Origin of the sequence: Desulfomicrobium escambiense DSM 10707, from assembly GCF_000428825.1 — a bacterium.
Lineage (GTDB): Bacteria > Desulfobacterota > Desulfovibrionia > Desulfovibrionales > Desulfomicrobiaceae > Desulfomicrobium > Desulfomicrobium escambiense.
On record NZ_AUAR01000026.1, the window covers coordinates 1 to 23509 of the forward strand.

General features: G+C 63.6%; 16 protein-coding genes. 5 read left to right on the forward strand and 11 right to left on the reverse strand.

Going from position 1 to position 23509, the window contains the following annotated elements:
- From G394_RS20395 to G394_RS0115085, 3 genes are all read right to left on the reverse strand, one after another.
- The coding region (locus tag G394_RS20395) for a nidogen-like domain-containing protein (RefSeq protein WP_211226299.1) at positions 1-2463 on the reverse strand (2463 nt) is incomplete at its 3' end.
- A 479-nt stretch (positions 2464-2942) separates the two neighbouring features.
- Complete coding sequence (locus tag G394_RS0115080; protein ID WP_028578376.1) at positions 2943-3404, reverse strand: hypothetical protein; 462 nt, start codon at positions 3402-3404, stop codon at positions 2943-2945.
- A gap of 95 nt (positions 3405-3499) precedes the next feature.
- The gene (locus tag G394_RS0115085) at positions 3500-7339 is read right to left on the reverse strand and encodes a VCBS domain-containing protein (protein WP_028578377.1); all 3840 of its coding nucleotides are present in this window, start codon (positions 7337-7339) and stop codon (positions 3500-3502) included.
- Positions 7340-7772: 433 nt separating this feature from the next.
- Between G394_RS0115085 and G394_RS0115090 the strand changes: the two genes are divergently transcribed.
- The 4 genes from G394_RS0115090 (at position 7773) to G394_RS19485 (ending at position 14588) form a co-directional block, all read left to right on the forward strand.
- On the forward strand, positions 7773-9989 hold the full coding sequence (locus tag G394_RS0115090) for a type I secretion system permease/ATPase (protein ID WP_028578378.1): 2217 nt from the start codon (positions 7773-7775) through the stop codon (positions 9987-9989).
- Complete coding sequence (locus G394_RS0115095; protein ID WP_051307239.1) at positions 9970-11310, forward strand: HlyD family type I secretion periplasmic adaptor subunit; 1341 nt, start codon at positions 9970-9972, stop codon at positions 11308-11310. The genes G394_RS0115090 and G394_RS0115095 overlap by 20 nt, the downstream gene beginning before the upstream one ends.
- Before the next feature lie 4 nt (positions 11311-11314).
- Positions 11315-12487, forward strand: coding sequence for a transglutaminase-like cysteine peptidase (locus G394_RS20400; RefSeq protein WP_051307240.1), 1173 nt, complete (start codon positions 11315-11317; stop codon positions 12485-12487).
- Between the two features lie 73 nt (positions 12488-12560).
- On the forward strand, positions 12561-14588 hold the full coding sequence (locus G394_RS19485) for an HD domain-containing phosphohydrolase (protein ID WP_051307241.1): 2028 nt from the start codon (positions 12561-12563) through the stop codon (positions 14586-14588).
- A 90-nt stretch (positions 14589-14678) separates the two neighbouring features.
- On the opposite strand, the gene G394_RS0115110 is transcribed toward G394_RS19485, so the two are convergent.
- The 7 genes from G394_RS0115110 to G394_RS0115140 form a co-directional block, all read right to left on the reverse strand.
- Positions 14679-16028 carry a chromosomal replication initiator protein DnaA gene (locus tag G394_RS0115110; protein ID WP_028578380.1) on the reverse strand — a complete coding sequence of 450 codons (1350 nt, stop codon included), beginning with the start codon at positions 16026-16028 and terminating at the stop codon, positions 14679-14681.
- Positions 16029-16631: 603 nt separating this feature from the next.
- Positions 16632-17312 (reverse strand): FAD-dependent thymidylate synthase, encoded by a 681-nt coding sequence (thyX, locus tag G394_RS0115115; RefSeq protein WP_028578381.1) that lies wholly within the window; start codon positions 17310-17312, stop codon positions 16632-16634.
- A gap of 77 nt (positions 17313-17389) precedes the next feature.
- The gene (gene ruvB, locus G394_RS0115120; RefSeq protein WP_028578382.1) at positions 17390-18364 is read right to left on the reverse strand and encodes a Holliday junction branch migration DNA helicase RuvB; all 975 of its coding nucleotides are present in this window, start codon (positions 18362-18364) and stop codon (positions 17390-17392) included.
- Position 18365: 1 nt separating this feature from the next.
- Positions 18366-18971, reverse strand: coding sequence for a Holliday junction branch migration protein RuvA (gene ruvA / locus G394_RS0115125; protein ID WP_028578383.1), 606 nt, complete (start codon positions 18969-18971; stop codon positions 18366-18368).
- A 9-nt stretch (positions 18972-18980) separates the two neighbouring features.
- Positions 18981-19502 (reverse strand): crossover junction endodeoxyribonuclease RuvC, encoded by a 522-nt coding sequence (gene ruvC / locus G394_RS0115130; RefSeq protein WP_028578384.1) that lies wholly within the window; start codon positions 19500-19502, stop codon positions 18981-18983.
- Positions 19503-19511: 9 nt separating this feature from the next.
- Entirely contained in the window at positions 19512-20249 is a 738-nt protein-coding gene (locus tag G394_RS0115135) for a YebC/PmpR family DNA-binding transcriptional regulator (RefSeq protein ID WP_028578385.1), read from the reverse strand.
- 21 nt (positions 20250-20270) lie between these two features.
- A complete protein-coding gene (locus tag G394_RS0115140; RefSeq protein WP_028578386.1) occupies positions 20271-20885 on the reverse strand; it encodes an RlmE family RNA methyltransferase in 615 nt (204 codons plus the stop codon).
- A gap of 47 nt (positions 20886-20932) precedes the next feature.
- On the opposite strand from G394_RS0115140, the gene G394_RS19490 reads away from it, so the two are divergent.
- Positions 20933-22408 carry a glycosyltransferase family protein gene (locus G394_RS19490; RefSeq protein ID WP_043776192.1) on the forward strand — a complete coding sequence of 492 codons (1476 nt, stop codon included), beginning with the start codon at positions 20933-20935 and terminating at the stop codon, positions 22406-22408.
- Positions 22409-22478: 70 nt separating this feature from the next.
- Here the strand turns inward: G394_RS19490 and G394_RS19495 are convergent, their stop codons facing one another.
- On the reverse strand, positions 22479-23504 hold the full coding sequence (locus G394_RS19495; protein ID WP_051307242.1) for a GGDEF domain-containing protein: 1026 nt from the start codon (positions 23502-23504) through the stop codon (positions 22479-22481).
- Positions 23505-23509: the final 5 nt, after the last annotated feature.

Consider the following 23509-nt stretch of genomic DNA (forward strand, 5'->3'; position numbering starts at 1 on the left):
GAACGTGTCCACGGCATTGTCTTCCGCTTCGATGACGTTAGGATTCGACTGATAAGTATAGCTGCCATCCGAATTCAACGTCAGTGTGCCGTACAGGCCAACAACCGGCGCTAAAGCGTTCTGAGTATCAACAGTGACATCGTCACCAGCAACGACGCCTACAACGGCCACCGTACCAGAATTCCAGCCGTCCGCACCAGACTTGTCAGCACCGGTGTCGCTGTCGCCCACATCGCCGGCCGAAGCATCCGTCACCACGTTGCCCGTGGCCATGCCACCTTCGAGCACGCTGTCCGTATCCGGACTCACAGCAGGCATGTCGTCCACCACACTGATCACCAGCGGAACATTCAGCGGGTCTCCATCGCCGTCAATGCCGATGACTGACACCGTAGCCAAAGTATCGATCTGCTCTCCCTGGAGATCCTGTCCCATGAGCATGTTGTCCAACATAGTGACGGTATATGTACCGTCGGCATTCACGATCAGGGACGCTGCGGCACCATCAGCGGTCGTTCCAAGGAACATTCCGTCCTGCGCCCAAAAAACCGTCACGCCTGCGGCGAACGTCGTACCATTAATAGTGAATCCGGTCGCTCCGCCAAACCCGTCTGCGCCCCAGTTGGCGTTGTCCAGAATCGTGCCTGGAAGCGTGTGCAAGTAATTGTCATCCGTTTCGTTGATACCGATGACGCCTTCGTCGGGGGGAGAAACCGGAACCGACTCTTCCTCGACGGTAACGAAATCGATGCCGCCTCCAACCACAACCTGTCCGTTGATTACATTGAAAACCCAGTTGCCGTCCGACGTTGTGGAGGGGTTGCTGGTTCCTTCAAGGCCCAAAATCGCGGACTGGTCACCAGACTGAGGCAGTTCATAGAAGTTTTCACCATCTCCCGCAGTCCAACCGGCACGCGCGACAGTTCCACCTAACCCATCTGTGCCGCCGCTGGCGTCACCAGTCGTCCAATCGATATTCTCGTAACGGAACTCGAAGGAGAAATTCCCTCCGCCTTGGTCAAAAATGCGCAATTGGAAAGCATTCAACTTGTCGGTATTCGATCCAAAATAGCCCGTATCATCCCAAGTGATGGTGATGACACCATTTGCCTGATCAAAGTCATACCAAACAAGATTGCTTCCCGTAGAGGTTCCCCCAGGAGTCGGAGTGACGGCGCCACCTGTAGTGTCAACATCTGCAAAGAACGGGGCGATCATGGGGTTTGAGTAATTCCCTGTGATCTGGTCTGGGGTAAACTGGCCCAATGGCCCATCGAATGTAATATTTCCGTTGTTGTTGATCCAAAATTTCGTATAGGTCTGTCCAAAAAAATTCATACCCTCTGGAAAAATCGACGTGACATTAATCTCAATAGAACCGTCATCATTTGCGGCAAAAAAAGTCTCACCAAACCCCTTTGGGCCACCCAATCCATTGACCAAAGAATTCCCACCTTCACCAGGCCCCGGAATGCCCTCGTAGGAGATGTCCCCTCCCTGACCCGGCGTCTCGACTCCAGACCCTTCACCCAAAAGCACAGGGGTATCGTCATCGACATTGATGGAAAGTGTCCCGAAAGCCGAATCCCCATCCGCGTCGGTGACTTGGTAGCCCAAGGTGAACTGGAGATTCTCCTCGCTTGCCCCAGGAGTCGGGTGGTCGATGGCGGCCAACTGTTCGACGGAGTACTGGCCGGATGTCGAATCATTCAGCGTGATCCGCAAGACATCAGTATCTCCCTGGCTGATGATCATTTCAAGCCCGTCAGCCGAAACAGAAGCCGAGAAGTCCGTAGGCAGGGAGAGCCCGGTGGTTGAGAGCAGGACGGAACCGACGCCGTCGAGTCCGTAACTGAACCCCAACGTTCCCGTGGCGAAAAGCGAATCGGCATCGTCGCCCAAGCCGCCGGGATTCCCGCCGAGGGCGTCGTCGTCCAGCTGCACAATCGGGTTTTCGAAGGTGAAGGGAATGTTGTCTGGGATGACCTCAGCGTCACTGGCCTCCAGCGAATCCACCGTAATCGTCGTGAAATTCCGCGGGTCCAGCCCGCCCAGTTTGCTCACGCCGTCAATGGTGTCGCCGGCTCCGTCCTCATACGAGCCGACACCGCCGCTGGCCGTGCCGCCCGCTGCCGGGCCGGCGGCAGGCTCTATGTTTTCACCGCCCAGGGCCGCTTCCTTCTGGCCGGCGACCGAGGCCAGGAATTCGTCGACGCCGAGCATCGTGCCGTCGGCGAGGACGATGTTCGGGATCTGGACTTCGCCCAGGTCGGCGAAGTCGATGATGACCTTGCCGCCGTTGTCGAAGGCGAAGAGTACCGTCGAGCCTTCGAGGACAGGATCGACCTGCTCGAAGGCATCCGACAACACAATGTCCTGTCCGGGCATGGCCTTGATGACGATGGTCTCGCCTGCCTGCGGTGCCTGGACTATCTGCTTGGTGTTCTGCGTCGTCTCAGCCATGGAACCCTCCGCCCGGATCGGGACTTGGTATAGGTAAGAATTAAAAATAATTTTTCTTATTATGGTTACGTATATGAATGTGAGCCAGAATGGGGTCAAGTATGAAAAAAATTTTCCAACGTATTAAATTAGTTCTCGTACTCACCCAACAGCGCCAGGCATGATTTCAGGTGGTTAAAAGAAGAAAGTGCTAACAAGAATGAGTATCGGAACCGAACAATCATACCTCACAGCTCACACTTTCGGGTGAGGCCCCGGCCGTCCCTCCTTTTCAACGGCCCAGCAACATGCCGAATTTATGTTCTTTTATGACAATCACGATCAACACGCCGTATTCGCGTCACGAAGACCCGACTATCTCCGAAAGCGCACAGGCGGGTCGCCCGCAAAGCAAAGGAAAGTTCAGCTCTGTCCGGACGACAGAAACGGAAAGGGCGCCTTGCGCCCTGAAACCCGGCCTGCCTTTTGAGCAAACCGGGTCATGAATTCTGGGAGTGAAGAATGAGACGCGTCAGATCGTCATCGAAGGAGCCGTCGCCCATGAAATCAAGGTGAGGCTCATGCACAAGGGCATCCGCGGCGGCCGCCGCATGGTCATGTCCGTCCTCGCCGCCGAGAAGTAGCCGGGCCGCATCGGCCTCGTCGTGAAGCAGCTCGGGCAGCGACCAGGCCTGGAAGTCCTCCATGGGGCCGGGCGCCTCGTCCCCTGGGTTCAGGGCCAGGGTCCCCACGGACGTCGAACCGTCGATGTCTTCCATGACGTAGCTGTAGTAGGTCGTGACCGGCGCCTGCCCGCCCGCCGCGCCGCCTTCCGGCTGTGCGAAGGCGTAGCGCCCGTCCGGCCAGACCGTCAGGTCCCAGCCCTGGGGCGTCTGGATGGTCAGGCCGTCATCGGGCACGGGCTGCCCGGCAAAAGATATCATGCGCAGTGTCTCGATCATGGGAGTTGCCTCCGACGATTTCCCTCAACTCGCGAACACTCCTGCTGAACGGCGGGAGGGGGGGCCTTCGCCCGCCCTCCCGCAATCCCTCGCCGTCAGGGCATTTCGGGCTTGATCTGGCTTTCCATGGCACCGAGCACCTCGGCCCCGGTGTCCACGTCGGCGGCCAGGCCCGTGATGGTGATCGTGGCCACATGAACGGCCGCGCCGGCTCCGGAGCCGTCCTGGTCAACGTACAGGTCCGCAGTCCTGGCCGTCGCGTCGACAGTCGTCACGTTCCGGAATTCCAGATAGTCCCCGAGCTCGCTGCCCGCGGCGGGCGTGAACAGGCCCCTCACGTCGAGGGTGTCCCCACCGCCGACATGGAAGTCGGTGATGTGGTCGACGCCGCCGTCCAGGTCTCCGCCGAGGATGACGAAGGTGTCCGCCCCTTCCCCGCCGGTCAGGGTGTCACCGCCCTTGCCTCCGAAGAGGACGTCGTTGCCGTCGTGGCCGAACAGGACGTCGTCGCCGTCCGTGCCGTACACGAAATCGTGGCCGCTGGTGCCGTGGATTTCGTACCCGTCTTCGTCTTCCGTGTTCACGGCGACCACGAACCCGGCCGAAGCGGTATCGAGGTCCGAATCGTCGCCCGTCAGCTGGAACTGCAGTTCGTAGTCGTCGGGGTAGACTTGGGTGATGTACTTGGCGGACAACCCGTCGATCTTGAAGCTCACGGAGCTGTCGTACGGGTACAGTTCAAGGTAATCCACGGTCTTGGCGACATTGAGTTCGTACGTCACTTCCAGATCGCTTCCGATGACCTGATCGACGGAGGTCGAGGTCCCGTCCGTGTAGTAGGCCTTGAGCGTGACCATGTCCGTGGCCTTTGTCCCGGCCGTGCCCGACATGGAGATGGTCAGTTCGGAGATGGAGGCCGTCGAGTCGCCGACGGGCACCACGTCGAAGGTGAGGACATCACCCTTGTTGCCGTGCATGACGTTGTCACCCACGCCCAGGTCCGTGGCGGAAATCCAGAGCCCGTCGTCCGCGCCGTTGCTCGTGCCCGTGGCCACCAGCTCGAACTGGCCACCGAACATGGCGCTCTGGAAGGTGTAGCTCTCAAGGCCCGTGCCGCCGGAGATGCCGGCCAGCAGACTCGGGATCTCGATCTCGGCTACCGGCACGGGGTTGACGAGGTTGAAGTCATAGGTGCCGTCGCTGTTGACCGACACGGTGAAGAACACGTTCCCTTCCGCGTCCTTGGCGTTATAGACCAGCGTCGAGGCGCTGGACGCGAGGCCGTCGTATTCGAAGACGAATCCAGACGCCTGGTTCAACCAGACCAGCGAGGCCGCGTCGAAACTGTCGGCAAAAGCCTGCTCGTCCGCGCCGACTTCAAAGGCGTATTCCCCTGTGTGCGTCCCGACTTCGTTGGCCACCGCAAGGTTCCCCGCCGAGAGTGTCGGGATGTCGTCGACAATGGAGATGAGGATGGAACCAGGCGTCGGGTCGCTGTCGCCGGTCGCGTCCGTGACCGACATGGCGATGGCGTCCAGGATGGGGTTCACTTCGCCCTGGCCGGTATGGGCCAGATTGGCGGACAGGGTGTAGGTGTAGCCGTAGGTCACCACGCCGCCCGCGTCCGGGTCGGATATGGAGGTGATCTGCAGAACGCCCTTGCCGGTGTCCACGGTGTCGCCCGCTTCGTCGATCGGCACGCCGTTGAGCAGCAGCGTGTAGTTCTCGTTGTTGCCGTTGACCGTGAAGCTGCCCGTGGTCACGATCTCGCTGTCGGCGCCGTACTGCTGACCGTCGGCCAGGCCATCCTCGTAGACGGTCCGGGCGTCGCCGGTCACGTCGGGGACGCGGAGGTCCTGGTTCAGATCAATCACGAGCTGGGCCAGATCCGTGTCGCCGTCGCCGTCCGTGATCTCGTAGGTGAAGGTTTCGCTCCCCACTCCAAGGGGAATCGAATCCGTCTTGAGCGTGTAGGTGTAGCTGCCGTCGGCCGCGATCTTCAGGTCGCCGTACGTACCGGCGATGATCACGCCGCCCGCGGTCACCAGCGTCAGGGCGCCGGGGCCGGCCTCGACTCCGAGACGGGCGCCCGTCACCGTGGCGCCGAGGTTCTCCGTATCTGCGCCGAGAACATCGGCATGGCCGTCCGTGGAGTTGTCATCCGTCCCGCCGGCGCCCGTGAACACGTTGCCGTCGGCGATGTTGCCCAAGCCTTCGGTCACGCTGTCAGCGTCGTCGACGGCCGTCGGCGTATCGTCGAGGATGCGCACGACCAGATCGTCGCTGGCCGTGGTCCCGCCGATGCCGTTGACCGTCAGGGCCACGGCGTCGTCGAAATGCCCGTCCGTCGCGCCGGCCTTGGTGTCGTTGTCGATGGTCGCCTTCAGTGTATAGGTGTAGCTCACCGTTCCACCGAAGGAGTCGCCCGCGTAGCCAGTCAGGGTCAGCACGCCCTCACCCGTGTCGACAGTCTGCGTGCCGTCGAAGGCCTGCATCTGCGCAAGGGTGAAGACCTGACCGCCGATGACGATGTTGGAGATGCCGTCCGTGGCGGATACCGCGAACGTGCCGTCATCCGTCTCGGTGTTCAGGGCCGCCTCGGAACCGTCAGGGTTCAGGCCCGCCTCGTCGACGGTGTTGTCCGGGCCCTGGGCCGCCGCCGTGACCACCGTGGCGCTATCGTCGGCGCCGTTGATGACGATGGTCAGCTTGGCCGACGACTCGTCGCCGTCGGCGTCCTTCATGGTGTACCAGATGTCGAAGCTGAGGCTGTCCTCGGCAGTCAGGGACTGCGTCGAGGCAAGGGTGTTGTCGAGGGTGAAGCTCCACGATCCGCCAGGGCCTTGGACCAGACTGCCGTACCCGCCAAGGGCGGCCAGGGCGGCCGCGTTGTCGTGGCCGTCCGCCGTCCAGGACACGAACTCCTTGGACACGTCGGCGCCAGAGGCGTCATTGTCCAGGACGTTGCCGGACACGAAGCCCACGGAGTCCTCGGTCACTGCGACCGGGCCGTCATCGTCCGCCGTCGGCATGTCGTCCACAATGTTGATCGCGATGTCGACCGGTGCGGAAGAAAGGCCCCCGAGGTCGGTCAGGACCAGGGTGAAGGAATCGGAGACAGGACCGCCTGCATGGTCCTGCGCAGCCGTCAGGACGTAACCATACGTTACGATGCCCGTTGCCGGGTCGTATCCTGTAATGGTCATCGTGCCCTTGTCCGTTATGATCGCGCTGCCGACAAGATCCGCCATGGCGATGGAGACGCCGTTGATGGTGAGCGCAGCGAGATTGTCGAGGCCGTCCGGGTCCGAGAGGGTGAAGCTGCCCGCCGCGTACTCCGCATCGGACCCGGCATTGGACCCGACCTCAGGCAGCCCGGCTTCGTCCACCTCGTCGCCGATGGCGTCGAGATTGATGACGATGCTCGGGGGGTTGTTCGGCGGCACGACCGCCGCCACTTCCTCTTCCGGGTCGGCTTCGAGGGGCTCCACCGTGATGGTGGCGAAGTCCCTCGGGTCCAGGCCGCCCAGCTTGTCCACGCCGTCGATGATGTTGCCCGCGTCATCCACGTACGCGCCGACACCGCCGCCGGCAGCACCCCCGGCCGGACCGGCGGCGGGCTCGACCCCCTCTCCTTCCAGGGCCGCCATGCGGTCGCCGGCCACGAAAGCCAGGAACTCCTCGGCGCTCAACATGGTCCCGTCGGCGAGAACGATGTTCGGTACCTGGGTTTCACCGAGATCGGCGAAGTCGATGACAACCTTTCCGCCATTGTCGAAGGCGAAAATGACGTTCTCCCCCTCGCGCACGGGTTCAACCAGTTCGAATGCCGCCGACAGGGCAATGTCCTGCCCCGCCGTTGCCGTGATGACTATCGTCTGGCCGGCCAGCGGCGCCTCGACCACTCGTGTCGTGTTGCTGATTGTCTCTGCCATGATGCCCTCCCTTCCCTGGCCGACAGGCCGATAACGAAACCGAGAAATCACTCTTCATGCTCTTCCGGTAAACAGGGGATACAGAGGGGCAAGTATGAAAACGTATCTTCATACTTACAAATATAATTATTCATTCACTCCAAATACCTACATGCGCCCTTGACGCAAAATGCCGCAGACAGTACAAACGCGCACCCAAGAAATACATACAAATAGGTGGTGTTTTACATGAAACTCATACCAGGGCACCGCCTCTCCACAGCAACGATCTGACAACAATAGCAAAATTCCAACACCCAACCTTGACCATTTTCCCGTCGCCCGATTCGGCCTCACACTTTCGGGCGATGGTCGTCTCCCCCGATTTCCCTTGCATGCGCAGGGGGGAGCGCATAATGTTCTACAAATTCTGTATCCTAGAGGTAGCGAGCGCATGAACGACCCGAATGTCACTCCCGTGGAGGTCAACCCCACCGTCGCCGCCAAACCGGCGCGGCCCTCCATTACCCTGCAACTCGCGCCCTCCCAGGTCGCCTTCACCCCCCCACTGGTCGAATGCCTGGCCATCGTCTCCCGGCTGCACGGCAGGCCCGTGACCGTCACGGCCCTGGAGAACGGACTGCCGCGGACCCAGGAGGGACTGACTCCCTACGCCTGCATCCGGGCAGCGCGGCGCGAGGGCATCGACGCCCGCATCGGGCACAAGCCGGACATCGGGAAGATCTCGCCCCTGAACATGCCCTGCATCCTGCTCATGACCGACGGCGGCGCCTGCGTGCTGGCCGCGGTGGACGGGCAGAGCGCGCGCATCATCATGCCCGAGAATCCCGACGCGCCCTTCGACACGCCCATCGAGACCCTGCGGCAGAACTACTCCGGCCACGCGGTCTTCGCCCGGCCCAAGGGGCGCCTCGACAGCCGCACCGAAGGCCTCAAAATCTTCGACACCAAGAAGTGGTTCTGGGGCACCATCTTCCATTTCCTGCCCATCTACCGGCACGTCGTCCTGGCCTCCATCTTCATCAACCTGCTGGCCATCGCCTCGCCCATCTTCACCATGAACGTGTACGACCGCGTGGTGCCCAACAACGCCGTAGAGACTCTCTGGGTCCTGGCCGTGGGCGTGGGCCTGGCATTCTTCTTCGACTTCGCCCTCAGGAACCTGCGCGGCTACTTCGTGGACATCGCCGGGCGCAACTCGGACATCCTCGTGGCCAGCAAGCTCATGAGCCACCTCCTGTCCATCCGCATGGACCACAAGCCCGAATCCACGGGTGCCCTGGTCAACAACATGCGCGAGTTCGACGCCCTGCGCGAGTTCTTCAGCTCCACGACCCTCCTGGCCCTGGTGGACCTGCCTTTTCTGATCCTGTTCATCATAATCATCGCCTACATCGGCGGCCCCGTGGCCGTGGTTCCGGCCGTGGTCGCGCCCATCGTCATCCTGGTCGGCATCGTCATGCAAGGGCCCCTCAAGCGCGCCATCGAGGGCGGCTACAAGGAATCCACGCAGAAGAACGCCCTGCTGGTCGAGGCCATCAGCGGCATGGAGACCATCAAGACCAGCCGCGCCGAAGGCTCCATGCTCGGCCGCTGGGAAAAGATCGTGGGCCAGGGCGCGCGCTCGGCCATCCGCTCCAAGGCCCTGTCCACCTTCTCCATGAGCTTCACCCAGTTCGCCTCGCAGGTCGTCTACTGCGGCGTCGTCATCTGGGGCGTGTACCGCATCGCCCAGGGCGAGATGACCACGGGCGGCATCATCGCCTGCTCCATCCTCGTCGGCCGGGCCATGAGCCCCCTGGGCGCCGTGGCCGCCATGCTGACCCGCCTGCAGCAGAGCCGCATGGCCCTCAAGAACCTGGACCTGCTCATGCAGATCCCCAGCGAACGCCCCGAAGAGGCCCAGCGCATGGAGCACCAGGACCTGCGCGGCACCATCACCTTCGAGGGGGTCAGCTTCAAGTACCCCAGCGGCCTGACCAACGCCGTGTCCTACCTGGACTTCCACATCGCCCAGGGCGAGCACGTGGCCGTCATCGGCAAGATGGGATCGGGCAAGACAACGCTTGGCAAGCTCATCACAGGACTCTACATGCCCCAGCGCGGCTCGGTGAAGATCGGCGGCATGGACATCCGCCAGCTGGACCCGGCCGAACTGCGGGCCAAGATCGGCTACATGGCCCAGGACAATTTCCTGTTCTACGGCACGGTGCGCGAGAACATCACCCTTGGCGCCCCCCACGTCAGCGACCAGGCCCTGCTGCGGGCCGCGACCATCGCCGGCGTGACGGACTTCGTGAAGAACAACCCGGCCGGCTTCAACCTGCAGGTCGGCGAACGCGGCCTGGCCCTGTCCGGCGGGCAGCGGCAGGCCATCACCATCGCCCGCACCCTGCTCCTGGACCCGGACATCGTCATCCTGGACGAGCCGAGCAGTTCCATGGACGTGGGCGTGGAGGCAGTGCTCAAGCTGCGCCTGGCCTCAGCCTTGAAGGGCAAGACCCTGATCCTCATCACCCACCGGCCGAGCCTGCTTTCCCTGGCCAACCGCGTCATCGCCCTTGATGACGGCAAGATCGTCGCCGACGGGCCGCGCAACGCGGTGCTGGCCGAACTGCAGAAACGCGGCAATGGAGCCAAACGTGAGTAATCCGAAATATTCCGAAGCCGACCTCAACTTCATGAGCGAGGTCGACGCCGCCCTCTACCGCCGCGGACACGGCTGGGCCTACGTCCTGTCCCTGACCATCTGCCTGCTGCTGGGATCCTTCCTCGCCTGGACCCACTTCGCCATCCTCGACGAGGTCACGCGCGGCATGGGCCAGGTCATCCCGTCCCAACGGGTGCAGGTCATCCAAAACCTCGAAGGCGGCATCCTCGAAGGAATCCTGGTCCGCGAAAACCAGATCGTGGAGAAGGACGACATCCTGGTGCGCATCAGCAACGAACTGGCCCAGAGCACCCTGAAGGACGTGGCCAGCCAGGCCCTGGAGCACAAGGCCGCCATCGCCCGCCTCCAGGCCGAGGCCTCGGGCACGGAGCCGTCCTTCCCCGAAGAGGTCAGCGCCAAGGCCCCCGACGCCGTCCGGGACCAGCTGGCCATCTACCAGGCCCGCATGGCCCAGCTGAACCAGGAGATGGCCATCCTGCGCAGCCAGTACTCCCAGCGCGTGCAGGAAGCCCAGGAGATGACCATCCGCCGCAACCAGGCCGCCCAGGACCTGAAGCTGGCCCAGGAGCAGCTGTCCATCGCCAAGCCCCTCATGGAGAAGAACGTCTACCCGCGGGTGGACTACCTCTCCCTGGAGCGCGCCGTGAGTTCCCTGCGCGGCGACGTGCAGAGCCTCAACGTGGCCATCCCGCGCACCCAGCAGGCTGCCCAGGAGATCAAGCAGCGCGAGGCCCAGCGCATGGCCGAGTTCAAGGCCATGGCCCTGCAGGAGATGAACCAGCACCAGGTGGAGCTGAACTCCAAGCTGCACGCCCTCTCGGCCGGCAAGGACCGGGTCATGCGCACGGACGTGCGCAGCCCCGTGCGCGGCACGGTCAAGCAGGTCATCCTCAACACCATCGGCGGCGTGGTCAAACCCGGCGAGCCCATCCTCGAGATCGTGCCCCTGGACGACACCCTGCTCGTCGAGGCCAACATCAAGCCCGCGGACATCGCCTTCCTGCACCCGGGCCAGAAGGCCATGATCAAGATCACGGCCTACGACTTCTCCATCTACGGCGGACTCGAAGGCTCCGTGGAGCAGATCAGCGCGGACACCATCGAGAACCAGAAGGGCGAAAGCTTCTACAAGGTCAAGCTGCGCACCAAGGCCGCGGCCATCGTCTATCGCGGCGAAAAGCTGCCCATCATCCCCGGCATGACGGCCAGCGTGGACATCCTGACGGGCAAGAAGAGCGTGCTGGACTACCTCCTGAAACCCATTCTCAAGGCCAAGGAGAACGCCTTGAGGGAGCGGTGATGTCTTGACGCGACGGCCCCGGGCACTCCTGACGCTGATCGCGGCGGCCATCCTGCTGCCGGGCCTGTTCCTGGCGGAGCGGGCGGAGCCCATGGGGGCGCAGGGGCCGGGCCCGGAAATCAGGGCCGGGCAGGAGCAGGCCCAGGGTGCAGAGGCGCAGCAGGGCGCGAAACCCGAACCGGACGGCGAGGCTGAAAAAAACCCTTCCCCGCGAAACAACGCAAGCGTGGCCGGGGATCAGGGCCGCGAAGACGGCGCAGCGACACCCGCCGAACTGAACGGACAGTCGGTGCGGGACCGGGCCGAAGTAACCGGGGCCAGCGACGCGCCGGACAGGATGGAGGACCAGGGCGTCCCGGAACCGGTCCAGGCCGTATCCGACGAAAAGGCCGAGGCGGCCGACCCCGCTCCGGAACAGGTTGCCGACGCGGAGCGCGTCAGGCCCCGGCCGCCGGCGGACCCGTCCGAAAACGTTCCGGCGCAGCCTCTGACGGGACAGGCGGTGGCCAGGCCCTGGCGGGGCGAGAGCCGAACGCAGGAAGCGGCAAGCCGCGCTTCGGGGCAGCCGCAGCCTTCGGGACAGCCGGGACAGGACGCCAAGGGCCAACCCGTGCGGCTCTTTCAGACCGCGGCGTTCAGGGGCAACTTCGACGCCCTGCCCAAATGGAAGCGGGTCCTGTCCAAGGCCGACGCCCAGGTCCGGGTGCTGAACTCCTGCAGCGGCGCGGGATGCCCCCCGGGGGCCACGAGCTGGCAGCGCATCATGTCCCAGGCCAGGGGCCTTGCGCCCATGGAGCAACTGAAGGCGGTCAACACGTTTTTCAACAAATGGCCCTACCGCCTGGACCAGGATGCCTACGGAACCTCGGACTGGTGGGCCACGCCGCAGGAATTTCTCAAGATTTCGGGCGATTGCGAGGACTTCGCCATCACCAAGTATTTCGCGCTGCGGGAACTGGGCTATTCACCGGACGACCTGCGCATCGTCATCCTGAAGGACCGCATCCGGGGCATCGCGCACGCGATCCTGGCGGTCTTCATCGACGGCGACGCCCTGGTCCTCGACAACGTCACCAGCGTGATCTTCTCGCACGACAAGTACAAGCATTACGCGCCGTACTACTCCTTGAACGAACGGTACAGGTGGTCGCACATCCCTCTGGACACAAAACCTTAATGGAGACGGGAATATGACACGAGACAACAGCAGAACGACTCCACCCGTAGGCAGGAGCAAGTCGGAACTTGTGATGGGTGTCGCGATCATCTCGCTGATCCTCACGGCCCTGCTGGCATGGGTGGCCTGGACCGTCAGGGTCAAGCAGGGAGAACTGCAGGAGCAAGTCCATGAACGCCTGGAGCTTCTGGCCAACAGCCGCGCGGAAGTCTTCGGCACCTGGCTGTCGGGGCTGGTGCAGCAGACGGACAAGCTCATCTCGTCGGACCTGTTCCGGCTGTACGCCACGGACATGGACCTCATCGACGTGGACCCGAGCTTCCTGATCACCGGCATCATCCCCGAGGGCAAGAACTACGACCACTTGGCCCAGCTCACGGACCAGTTCCCCCTCATGCACCAGACCTTCGCCGACTTCACGTCCTTCGCCGGCTTCCTGTCCGGGCGCATCGTGCACCGCAGCGGCCAGTCCTACATCGGCTCGGACAACCGCATGGTCCCGCTCTCGCCGGTCCAGTCCGGCCTGATCAAGAAGACCTTCGCCTATCCCATGCCTCACTTCGCGCCCCTGCGGCAGACGGACAACGGCATGGTCATCGACATGTTCGTGCCCATCCTGTCCACGGCCGAGGACAACGGGACCAAGAAGGCCGTGGCTGTGGTCATGCTGACCAAGAGCGCGGGCACGACCGTCACCGCCCTGGTTTCCAACACGCCGCTGTCGGCCAAAGGCGAACGCACGCGGCTCATGCAGCTGACCGAGTCCGGATTCCAGGAGATCGTGCCTTGGAAGCCCGAGGGAGCGGTGGCTCTGGCCGCTGCGCCCGAACTGCAGTCGGACCGGAGCCTCGGGTTCGCCAAGCGTGACAGCCTGGGCGGGCAGACTCCCGTCTTCTCCCTCGGGATCAAGGTTCCCGACCTCGACCTGTGGATGGTGCAGGAAGTGGACGTGCAGGACGCGACCAAGAGCCTGCAGGACTACACGCGCATCTCCGTGCTCATCGCCGGGCTCATCGCCATGGTGCTGAGCCTGCTCTTCGGCGCCATCTGGTGGCGCACCCTGGGCCAGAACCAGAAGCGCATCGCCGGGGAATTCCAGCACCTGGCCCAGGAGCTCGAACAGCAGCGCAACTTCCTGGACTCCATCAACGACACCATCCCGGACTTCATCGCGGTGAAGAACCTGAGCGGCAACTACACCTACGCCAACCCGGCCCTGGCCGACGGCGTGGGACGGCCCGAGGAGGAGGTCCTGGGCCTCGACGACATCGCCCTGTTCGGCTTCGACACGGGCAAGCGCCTGGAACAGTCCGACGACCAGGCCCTCAAGACGGGCCGGCCCGTGACCTTCACCGAACGCATCTTCCTGAAGTCGCAGGAGCACTATTTCCAGATCACCAAGGTCATGCTCAAGGAGGACTCGGGCGCGCCCACGGGCATCGTGTCCGTGTTCCGCGACATCACGAGCATGGTCAAGGCCGAGGAGCGCAAGCGCCAGGCCATCTCCCAGACGGTTGAGGCCCTGGTCAAGGCCATCGAGTTCACGGACCCGTACCTCGCCGGCCACTCGATCCTGATGCGCGACGTGGCGTCCCTGCTGGCCGAGACCCTGAAGCTCTCGCCCGAGGACAAGGCCACGGTGGAGATCGCGTCCCACCTCTCCCAGATCGGCAAGATCTTCATCGACAAGTCGCTGTTGACCAAGGTGGACCAGCTCACGGAAGATGAGAAGCAGAGGGTCCAGAAGCACGTGGAGCACGCCGGGGACATCCTGCGTCAGATCGATTTCGAGCTGCCCGTCTACGAGGCCGTCTACCAGATGAACGAACGCCTGGACGGCAGCGGCTACCCCAAGGGTCTGCAGGACCGGGAAATCAGCCTCCAGGCCCGGGTCCTGAGCGTGGCCAACAGTTTCTGCGCCATGATCCGCCCCCGGTCCTACCGCCCGGCCATGAGCACGGACCAGACCCTGGAGATCATGCGCGCCTCTGCGGGAAGCTACGACCCGCAGGTCCTGGACGCCCTGCAGTCGGCCCTGGGCACGGCCCGCGGCGGCCGGGTGCTGGAAAAGGCCATGGAGTGCGCGGTGGTCTGCTCCTAGCCGCTGATCGACGACACGCAACGCGAAAGGCCCGGGCGCTTGGCAGCATCCGGGCCTTTCGTTGTGCCGAAAAAGTGAGGGGGAACCGGTTCAGGCCTGCAGCTGGTTGATGGTCCTGGCGATCTGGTTGCCCAGCGACGTCTTGCGGGCCACTTCCTGCTCCACGGAGGCGATGCCCTTGATGACCGTGGAATGCTTGCGGTTGAAACGCCGGCCGATGTCCACCAGGGACAGGTCGGTGTGCTTGCGGGCCAGGTAGAAGGCCGTGTTGCGGGCGACGACGCGGTCGCGCTTGCGGCTCTTGGAGCACAGGTCGTCGAAGCCGAAGCCGTAGGCCTGGCAGACGAAGCTGATGATCTTGTCCAGGTCGATGGAACCGCCGCCGAGGTCGTAGTTCTGGAGGATGTCCCAGACCAGGTCCATGGAGATGTCCATGTTCAGGAGCCTGGACTTGAGGAAGATGTTCTTGAGGCAGCTCTCCAGCTGGCGGACGTCGGAGGTGATGCGCGTGGCCAGGAGCTCAGCGACGCTCCCAGGCATGTTCACCTGGGCGGCCCGCGCCTTGGCGTCGATGATGGACAGCCGGGTCTGGTGGTCTGGCTTGTTGATCACGGCCATGAAGCCCTGGGCGAAGCGCGACGTCAGGTTGGGGTCGATGTCCGCCAGCTCCCGCGGCAGGAAGGTGCTGGTCATGACCACGCGCCGCCCCTGGTTCTGCAGGGATTTCAGCGTGTTCAGAAGCTCGTCCTGCATCTTTTCCTTGCCCTGCAGGAAATGCACGTCTTCGAGCAGGAGAAGGTCCAGATCGGAGCGGAAACGCGTCTTGAACTGCTCTACGGCCTTGGCCTTGATGGCCATGACGAGCTGGGAGGAGAACTCCTCGGCACTCAGATAGCAGACGCGCAGATGCTGGCGGTTGGTCTGGCGGGCGATCTCGCTGCCGATGGCCTGGGCGAGATGGGTCTTGCCCAGGCCCGGGGCCGAGCAGAGAAAAAGCTGATCCGAGCCCGCGACGTCCTGGCAGAAGCTCTTTGACGCGACATAGGCGAGGTTGTTGCACGGGCCGACGATGAAATCGTCGAACTGATGCCGCCAGTTGTGAATGGTCTGGGTGGGCAGGGCGTGCGCCATGGGCAGCCCCATCTGCTGGGTGACAATGCGTCTCTGGGGCGCGGCCGGTTCCACGGGAAGCATGGGAGCGCCGGCCTGGGCGGAACCCAGGTCGACGCGGGGCGCAAATCCCAACACGTCCGCCGCAGCATCCCTGATCCGGCCAAGCATGCGATCCTTGACCCAGGTGCAGACAAAGTCGTTCGGCGCCCGGAGCACGAGCGTGTCGTTCTCGAGGCAGCCTTGCAACGGCTTGACCCAGAGCTGAAAGTGCCCCGGAGAAAGCGTCCTCTCCAGCGAGTGTGAAATTCGGTCCCATGCGTCAATCATGGGAAGGGGTCTTAGCCAAGCGACAGACCTGCGACAACTCCGGTAAGGGGAGCCTGTCGCGACTCGGGCTAACTCTTTCTATACAGGCTAACATTGCGTAATTAAACAATTTCAATATTTCCTTCGACTTCCGGGGCTTCGACGCGGAAACGTCATTGTCCCGCTTGGCCGACGCTCCCGGATTGTCAACGCATATTTTTCAACATCAGGAAAAAATTTATCCACAACTACAAATTTATTATCTCAATTTTTCTTTTATTTTCTTTAAATTTTAGATCACGGGACCCTTAATGGGAACAAATCTCCGTACAGCGCCCAAACAGGGAGCATCTTTGAACAATATACTGAAATAATGAATAAAATAAAATCACCCCGGTATACGAGGAAATTTCTACAGCTTTGCATGTAAAGGCTTGGGCAGACAATAACCGGCAGGAGCGCTCCGAAATATCTGCATCGGAGGGCCAAAACACGTGATTTATCGTTTGTGGCGCCGTTTGGAGGGGAGCCGACATCTTTGTCGGACAATTTCTCACATCAGAAAACGAAAAAAAGGGCACGTTTTTTGAACATGCCCGGATGAAAACGCGCTGGCAGGGAGGATCAGAAGACGGACGCGGCGGCGCCCTGATCGTTCATCTCGCGGATGGAATCGGCGAACCGCTCGACCAGATCGTCGTAAAGCAGAGGGATGCGCTGGGCAAAGGCGGCCAGCATCGGCAGCATGACCTGGCGCATCTGCGGATGGGCGGCCTTGTCGCAACGCAGCTTGAAGATGTGCCGCCACTCGCGGATGTTGGCCGTGGTCACGATTTCGGTTTTCAGGCTGTTGGGCAGGACGCTCCTGGCCTCCTGAGCCGTGGCGCCGGCGTCCACCAGGCGCAGATAGGCGTCCTCGCAGGCCTGCATGGCCGAGAGCCAGAGGGCGTAGCGGGCGTCGTCCGCGGCCCAGAAGAAGGGACGGATCACAGTGATTTCGCTGCCGAACTTGTCCTGGGCGTAGTTGGCGTAGCGGGTGCTCTCCTGGGAGAAGGAGCACAGGCGGTGGCGGACCAGTTCGTGCGTCACGCCGCGGTCGCAGACGATGCGCACGGTGACGGAGATGTGTTCGAGGACGCTGTCGTGGCCCAGGCGGACGATGCGCGACAGGAGCTTGCGGGCCGAGTCCGGGCTGGCCTTGTCCTCGGACTTGTAACAGGTGCGGGCGGCCAGTTCGAGGTGCTGCAGGATGAACTCGCCGTCGGGCAGGTGCATGAAGGAGAAACTGGGGTCGATGACTTTCATGGCTCCTCGCTGAACTGGTTGGTGAAAGGATGAATGGCGCGCCGTCTGGAAACCGGCCGGCTGAACGCGCGACCCGGCTAGGCGTTGCGCAGCTTCAGGCCGCCGTCGATGTGCTGGTAGGCCTTGGCCGTGACCACGCGGCCGCGCGGGGTGCGCTTCAGGAACCCGCACTGGATGAGATAGGGCTCGTAGATGTCCTCGATGGTGCGGACCTCCTCGGAGCAGGCCGCGGCGATGGTCTTGACGCCCACGGGCCCCCCGCCGAAGTGGTCGATGATGCACTCCAGGATCTTGCGGTCCATCATGTCCAGGCCGATGGAGTCCACGTCCATGATGTCCAGGCCCTTGGCCGCCACTTCGGCGTCGATGACCGGGCTGCCGGCCACCTGGGCGTAGTCGGCCACGCGCCGCAGCAGCCGGTTGGCGATGCGCGGCGTGCCGCGGGAGCGCCGCCCGATCTCCAGGGCGCCCTCGTGGCTGATCTCAAGGCCGAGGATGCGCGCGGCGCGGGTCACGATCTGGGCCAGTTCGCGAGGGTTGTAGAACTCCAGGCGGCAGATGACCCCGAAGCGGTCGCGCAGGGGCGAGGTCAACAGGCCGATGCGTGTCGTGGCCCCGACCAGGGTGAAGGGCTCCAGTTCGATCTTGACCGTGCGCGCCCCGGGGCCTTGCCCGACGATGAGGTCGAGCTTGAAATCCTCCATGCCGGGGTAGAGGATCTCCTCCACGACCGCGGGCATGCGGTGGATCTCGTCAATGAAGAGCAGGTCGTGCCGGTTCAGGCTGGTCAGGATGGCGGCCAGGTCGCCGCTTCGCTCCAGCACCGGGCCGGAGGTGGAGACCAGATTCACGCCCAGCTCACTGGCCATGATCTGGGCCAGGGTCGTCTTGCCGAGGCCCGGGTTGCCGTAGAGCAGGCAGTGGTCCAGGTGCTGTCCGCGTTCCTTGGCTGCCTGCAGATAGATCTTCAGGTTGCCGCGGACGTCCTCCTGGCCGATGAAATCGTCCAGCGTGCGCGGACGTATGTGCTCTTCGCCTGGGTTCTGGGCCATGTCAGCCGTGCTGCCTTGCCGCAAAAATCTTGAGCGCCTGACGGATGGCGCTGCCCGCGTCGAGGTCGGGCTCCGTGTCGAACACCTTCCTGACCACCTCGTCCACCTCGTGCCGACCGTAGCCCAGGGAAACCAGGGCAGCGGCGCAGTCGGACTCGGCCGTTACCGCCGGGGCGGTCCTGCCGGACGAGAGCGGGGCCGAGGCCACGAGCTTGTCCTTGAGGTCCAGGAGCAGCCGCTTGGCCGTCTTGGCCCCGATGCCGGGCACCCGCGTCAGGGCGGCCACGTCCTCCCTGGCGATACAGGCCGCGAGCTCCGAGGGGCCATAGCAGCCCAGCATGGCCAGGGCCGTTCTGGGCCCGAGCTTGGGCGCGGCCAGCAGGGTCTCGAAGGCCTCCCGCTCCTCCCAGGTCCCGAAACCGTACAGCACCAGCGCGTCCTCGCGCACCAGGGTGTGCACGAAGAGGCGCGCCGTGTCGCCGGCCCCGGGCAGGGACGACAGGGCGCCGACGGTCATGTGGACCTGGTACCCCACTCCGCCGGAGGTCAGCAGGATGCAGGCCTCCGCGTCGCGGCGCAGCACGATTCCTTCGAGATATGCGATCATGGACAGAGGCTATAGACGAGTTGCCCCGTCTTGACCAGCCGCAACGGCGGCCAGGAAGCGGGAGTGATTGAGGTGGCAGATGGCCAGGGCCAAGGCGTCGCCGGCGTCTTCGGCCCAGTCGGGACGCACGCCCAGGAGCTGGCCGACCATGAAGGACACCTGACTCTTTTCGGCTCGCCCCGCGCCGACTAGGGATTTCTTGACCAGGGTGGGCTCGTAGCCGAAAACCTCGACCCCATGCACGCCGCAGGCGGCCAGCACCGCCCCGCGAGCCTGCCCGAGCTTCAGGGCCGAGGCCGAGTTGCGGGCGAAAAAAACATTCTCCACGGCCACGGCCTGCGGAGAATGGGCCTGCAGCAGCTCCGTGATGCGCGAGTACATGAGCCCCAGCCGGGCGCTCATGGCCTCCTCGGCCGGCCGGACCACGCCAGCCTCGACCAGGGACAAAACCCCGGACCGCTCCCGCACCAGGCCGTAGCCCATGCAGCGCGACCCGGGGTCCACGCCCAGGATGATGCGTTCGGCAGCCATGCTCCGGGCTTACATCTCCGCCAGGAGTTCCGGGGGCAGCTCGAAGTTGGCGTAGACGTTCTGCACGTCGTCGTTGTCGTCCAGGGCGTCGTAGAGCTTGAGGACCTTGCGTCCGGTCTCCACGTCCACGGCCACGGTATTCTGGGGGATGCGGTTCAGCTCGGCGCTCATGATCTCGATGCCTGCGGCCTCGAAGGCGGACTTGGCGGAATGGAAATCCTCGACCGCGCACTGCACCTGCCAGGAATCGTCGTCATCGAGCACGTCCTCGACGCCGGCCTCCAGGCCCACTTCCAGGAGCTGATCCTCGGTGTACTTCTTGTCGAAGGCGAAGACGCCCTTCTTGTCGAACATCCAGGCCACGCAGCCGGCCGCGCCCATGGAGCCGCCGCCCTTGCTCAGGATGTGGCGCACCTCGGCCACGGTGCGGTTCCGGTTGTCCGTGACGGCCTCGATGAGGATGGCCACGCCGCCGGGCGCGTAGCCTTCATACATGATCTCTTCCAGGGCCTCGGAAGCCAGCTCGCCCGTGCCCTTCTTGATGGCCGTGTCGATCTTGTCCTTGGGCAGGTTCACGGCCTTGGCCGCATCGATGGCCGCGCGCAGCCGCGCGTTCATGTCCGGGTCGCCGCCGCCCTTGGCCGCGAGGATGATTTCCTTGGTCACCTTGGTGAACATCTTGCCGCGCTTGAGATCCTGGCGGCCCTTGCGGTGCTGGATGTTCTTCCATTTACTATGTCCTGCCATGTTTTCCTCCAAAAAAATTCGTTATTCGCGATGTTCTTCGCGCCCGACCGGGACGAACCCCAGACCCAGGATGAAGATTTCCTTGCTCTCGGAGCGGCTGCTCTTGGGCTTGACCATGACGACCTTGGCGAAGCGCCCCCGCAGGGACTGCACGAAAGGGTGCACGTCCGGGCCTTCGAAGACCTTGGCGATGAACGTTCCGCGCGGCGCCAGCCACTCCTCGGCCACGCCGAAGGCAGCCTCCACGAGCTGGATGGAGCGGGCCTGGTCCGTAAATTTCGATCCCGTGGTCTTCGGGGCCATGTCGCTCATGACCACATCGAAGGGCGCCAGGGTTTGCAGGTGCCCGAGAAACACGGGCGTGCGCGCGAAGATGTCTTCCTGCAGAAAGGTCACCTGCTCCGGGAAGACCGTGTCCGGCATGTTCAGGTCGATGCCCAGCACCCGCCCCCCGGCGCCGACGCGCTCGGCCGCGTACAGGGTCCAGGAGCCGGGACAGGCCCCGAGGTCCAGGACCTTCTGGCCGGGGCGCAGCAACCTGTGCGCCTTGTCCATTTCCTGAAGCTTGTATACGGAGCGGGCAGGGTAGTTGTCCTGCTTGGCCTTTTTGAAATAGTAATCGCGGTATTGTTTCATGCTCTCATGACCGGGGCAGCATCCCGACCACCCAAGCGAGCGCCTTCATGCCAGCCAGACCCATACGTGTAAAGTTCAAAAACGAGCTTGGGATATCTACAACGCTCCCCGCAGGAGAGCAATATCTTCGTCTGCTGGGCAGCGGGGAGGACATCCTCGTCCTCTGTCCGGGGCCCGAGCCCGAGTTGTGCGTGCCGCTGCTGTCCGGAGCGCGGCGCATCCTCGTGCTCCGGGAACCGGAGTTCGAAAGGCGGATGCCCCCCGCATGGCCCGGCGCCTTCCCGCCGGACTGGGAGCCCGTCTCCATGGAGGCCGCCCCGGCCCTGCTCCCCGAAGCGCGCGTCCTGCACTACACGCCAGCGACCCGCCTGCTGCCCTCGATCTACGCGCCGCTGCTGGCAGCCCTGCACCCCGCGCCGAAGGCCCGGCGGTCGGCCGAACTTTGGATGCCCTGCCCGGAAAAAGGACTCATCATCCCGGAATTGGAAGACGCCGCCCTCGCCCTGGGGCTTCGGCCCAGGCGCCTGCCGGCCGGACTGCAGCCCGTCGAACTGGCCACGATGCTGGAAGCCGAAGCGCCCGGCCTGTTCCTGAGCGTCAATTTCCACGGCCTGGACCCTTGGGGCGAGAACCAGTCCCTGCTGGAGGCGGCAGGGGTACCTGTAGCCGTATGGTGCGTGGACAACCCCTTCCACCTGCTTACGGGCCAAAAAACCCTGCTCTGGAAGCGCCTGCCCCTCTTCGTCACCGACGACTGGTTCGTCGGGCCTCTGCGCTCCATGGGCGCCGACGCCCGCCATCTGCCCCTGGCCGTGAGCCCGAAATTCTTCGCGCCGGGAGCTGCGTGTCCGACAGGCCGCGACCTGACCTTCGTCGGACGTTCGTCCTTCCCGGACCGCGACCGCTTCTTCGCCGCCTGCAGGGTTCCGGACGGCCTGGCCGCGGAAGCAGGGAACCTGTCGGGCAAACAGGCTCATTTCGGCTGGTGGCGAGACAGACTGCCGGACATCCCCCTCTGGCCCGGTAACGACGTGCGTATCCTGGGCCTGGGGGCGGAAACGGCGTCGGCCGCGTGGCGCAGGAACTGCCTGATCGCCCTGAATGCCGTGACGGATCTGACCGTCATCGGGGACGACGCCTGGCGCAGCCTTATGCCCGGAGTTCGTCTCCTACCTCCCGTGGATTACTACTCCGGCCTGTCCGACGTCTGCCGCCGGGCATCCTTCACCCTGAACCTGACGAGCCTGCTCCTGCCCCACGGCCTGACCCAGCGTCACTTCGACGTCTGGGCCTGCGGCGGCTTCCTGCTCACGGATGACACGCCGGGACTCTCGATCTTTCCCGCGGAGCTGACCCGGCCCGTGGCCTTCGAAACACCAGGGCAGGCAGCGGACCTGCTGGCGGCCCTGGCCGCCGCGCCAAAGCGCAAGGAAGAACTGCGCCGGTCCTGGCAGGAGCACGTCCTGTCGGAGCACACCTACACCCGCAGGTTGAACGCCATCCTGGACACGCTCCGGGCTTAGCCCCTGAAACGCGAAAGGGCTCCCGGAAATCCCGCGGAGCCCTCCGTGCAGCGCTGCCCGAAGCAGCCTCTCAGCACTCGCCCATGGCGCAAACCTGGTTGCGGCCCTGATTTTTGGCCCGGTACATGGCCCGGTCGGCCTCGTCGAGGAGCCGTTCGCCGTGGCTGCCGGTCCATTCGGGCCGCAGGGTGGCCACGCCGACGGACACGGTGATCTTGATGCCCTTCTGCAGCACCTGGCCGTTGTGGTCGCGGATGATGAAATTGTATTCCTCGATGATGGTGCGCAGGGATTCCGCGTCCTCCTTCGCCTCGTCCAGACCCACGCCCGGCAGGGCGACGATGAACTCCTCGCCGCCGAAGCGCGCCGGAAAAAAGCTGCGGTTGGGCATCGTGCGGTACTTGTGGGCGAAGCCCATGAGCTTGCCCGCCACCGTGACCAGGGCCTGGTCGCCGATGCGGTGCCCGTAGGAGTCGTTGAAGGCCTTGAAATGGTCGATATCCAGAAACATGAGGCTCATGGGCTTGCCCGTGACCACGTGCTCCGCCAGGGTGGCCCGGAAGTAGCGGTCAAAGGCCCGGCGGTTGTTGAGCTTGGTCAGCTGGTCGGTGTAGCTCATCTCGACCAGGTCCCGCGTGTCCTCCTCCAGCTGCGAGATGACCTTCTCGAAGGCCGCCCGGATCTCGACGACGATGTCCTCCAGGGCGTTCTGATCGCGCACCGTGTTGATGGTCGTTTCGCGCAGATCCTTGACTTCCTTGGCCCGCTGGATGTTCTGGGAGCGGATGTGCTCGATCAGGCCCACGGTCTCGCGAAAGGCCTCTTCGAGCTTCTTGTTCCAGGGCTTGTAGAGGATCTGCTCCTGCAGACGCACGAACTCCTTGAAGCGCGTTTCCGAGTAGTCCCGCTCCCGGATGACCTGCATGACCAGGTCCTGCATCTGCTGCTTCTGCTCGGCTGAAAGGTAGTCGTATTCCGTGATGGAGCGCATGTAGAGGATGAGGGCCCCCCACTTGGAGTTGGCCGGGACGCCGGCTTTGACAAGCGACAGGACGACGTCGCGGGAACAGAAAAAATCGGCGTATTGCTCGGTCATGACCC

Bases quoted from the DNA above. Each gene is read 5' to 3' on its own strand.
- G394_RS0115080 (WP_028578376.1), bottom strand. From the start codon at position 3,404: ATGATCGAGACACTGCGCATGATATCTTTTGCCGGGCAGCCCGTGCCC.
- G394_RS0115085 (WP_028578377.1), bottom strand. From the start codon at position 7,339: ATGGCAGAGACAATCAGCAACACGACACGAGTGGTCGAGGCGCCGCTG.
- G394_RS0115090 (WP_028578378.1), top strand. From the start codon at position 7,773: ATGAACGACCCGAATGTCACTCCCGTGGAGGTCAACCCCACCGTCGCC.
- G394_RS0115095 (WP_051307239.1), top strand. From the start codon at position 9,970: ATGGAGCCAAACGTGAGTAATCCGAAATATTCCGAAGCCGACCTCAAC.
- G394_RS19485 (WP_051307241.1), top strand. From the start codon at position 12,561: ATGGGTGTCGCGATCATCTCGCTGATCCTCACGGCCCTGCTGGCATGG.
- G394_RS0115110 (WP_028578380.1), bottom strand. From the start codon at position 16,028: ATGATTGACGCATGGGACCGAATTTCACACTCGCTGGAGAGGACGCTT.
- thyX (WP_028578381.1), bottom strand. From the start codon at position 17,312: ATGAAAGTCATCGACCCCAGTTTCTCCTTCATGCACCTGCCCGACGGC.
- ruvB (WP_028578382.1), bottom strand. From the start codon at position 18,364: ATGGCCCAGAACCCAGGCGAAGAGCACATACGTCCGCGCACGCTGGAC.
- ruvA (WP_028578383.1), bottom strand. From the start codon at position 18,971: ATGATCGCATATCTCGAAGGAATCGTGCTGCGCCGCGACGCGGAGGCC.
- ruvC (WP_028578384.1), bottom strand. From the start codon at position 19,502: ATGGCTGCCGAACGCATCATCCTGGGCGTGGACCCCGGGTCGCGCTGC.
- G394_RS0115135 (WP_028578385.1), bottom strand. From the start codon at position 20,249: ATGGCAGGACATAGTAAATGGAAGAACATCCAGCACCGCAAGGGCCGC.
- G394_RS0115140 (WP_028578386.1), bottom strand. From the start codon at position 20,885: ATGAAACAATACCGCGATTACTATTTCAAAAAGGCCAAGCAGGACAAC.
- G394_RS19490 (WP_043776192.1), top strand. From the start codon at position 20,933: ATGCCAGCCAGACCCATACGTGTAAAGTTCAAAAACGAGCTTGGGATA.
- G394_RS19495 (WP_051307242.1), bottom strand. From the start codon at position 23,504: ATGACCGAGCAATACGCCGATTTTTTCTGTTCCCGCGACGTCGTCCTG.